Raw genomic sequence first — 1316 nt, 5'->3', positions numbered from 1 at the left:
CATGGACGAGGATTCGCAGTAGTTGCAGATGAAGTAAGAAAACTAGCAGAACGTACTCAAAAATCATTAGTTGAGATCAATTCAACAATAAGTGTTATTGTTCAATCAATTATGGATTCAAGTGAACAAATGACAACTAATTCAAAAAAAGTGGAAGCACTCAGTGGTACAGCAACAGATGTAGAAACGAAAATTGCTGACTTGTCTAAAATCATGACTGAAACAACAAATATTTCTCATAAAACAGTTGATGGTTATGTACGAACTGGTGAAGATATTGAAAACATTATTTCTGGTGTTACTGAAATAAATGATATTTCAACACATCATGCTAGAAATGTAGAAGAAATTGCAAGTGCTGCTGAACATCTTAATAAAATGACTGAATCTCTTAACAACAAGTTATCTGAATTTAGAACTTGATCTAACTACAGACTAGTAACAATCAATTTGTTACTAGTCACTTTTGTTTAACTACTTATTTATATAATAAATAGTTACTTTCAAATCATATTTAATAATTAATTAACCTTTTTAAGGAATATCTTAAAATAAAAATGCAATTATTAGAGATGGACATAATTACATTAACTTATAGTTGAAAGGATGTAATATGAAAATTTCTACTCGCATACTTATTATCATAAGTTTTTCACTAATTCTCTTAGGTGGTATGTTAGCATGGTTTTTTAATCAAGCTATTGATAAAGAAACAAATATGTTCTTTTCAAAGTATGAAAAATCTTTGTATGAACAAAAACAAGCCCAATTAAAAGATGCTACAAAAATAGCAATTGCTGTTATGGATAAAATCTATCAAGACAACATAGCAAAAGGTGCTACGAAAGAAAAGATTACTCAAGAAATTAAAGAAAAATTGAGCAAAGCTTTCTATTTTGAGGATAACAGTGGCTTTATCTTTATTACTACTGAAAAAGCCATAATGGTATTTCATCCTAAACTTAAATTTTTAGAAGGCAAAAATCTTGCATCATCAAAAGATAAAAATGGTGTTTTATTCTCGCAAGAAATGGTCAAGCAAGCTAAAAAAGGCGGTGGTTTTACTAACTATTTATTTGCAAAGAAAAAAGGAGGAGAACCTAAACCAAAAATTGCTTATACCCAAGAATTTAAACCTTACAAATGGACTGTAGGTACATCTGTATTTGTAGATAATATTGAAGATGAAATCACTATTTTGAAAAAAGAATCAGAAGAAGGTGTGCGTAAAGAGTTAATTTTTGTTCTGAGCGCATCAGCTATAAGTATCATTCTTATTATATTAATCAGTACCTTTTTAATCAAAAAATATATGG

At 28.7% G+C, this 1316-nt stretch carries 2 protein-coding genes; both read left to right on the top strand.

Features of this window, described 5'->3' with window-relative positions:
* Positions 1-423 (top strand): methyl-accepting chemotaxis protein (locus K354_RS0113620; RefSeq protein WP_024956020.1); only part of this gene is annotated, 423 nt, incomplete at its 5' end.
* Between the two features lie 190 nt (positions 424-613).
* The coding region (locus K354_RS0113615; RefSeq protein WP_024956019.1) for a cache domain-containing protein at positions 614-1316 on the top strand (703 nt) is incomplete at its 3' end.

Source organism: Sulfurospirillum arcachonense DSM 9755, from assembly GCF_000597725.1.
Classification (GTDB): domain Bacteria; phylum Campylobacterota; class Campylobacteria; order Campylobacterales; family Sulfurospirillaceae; genus Sulfurospirillum_A; species Sulfurospirillum_A arcachonense.
Note: the sequence above shows the minus strand (reverse complement) of the source record. Positions and strands in the feature narration are given on the sequence as shown.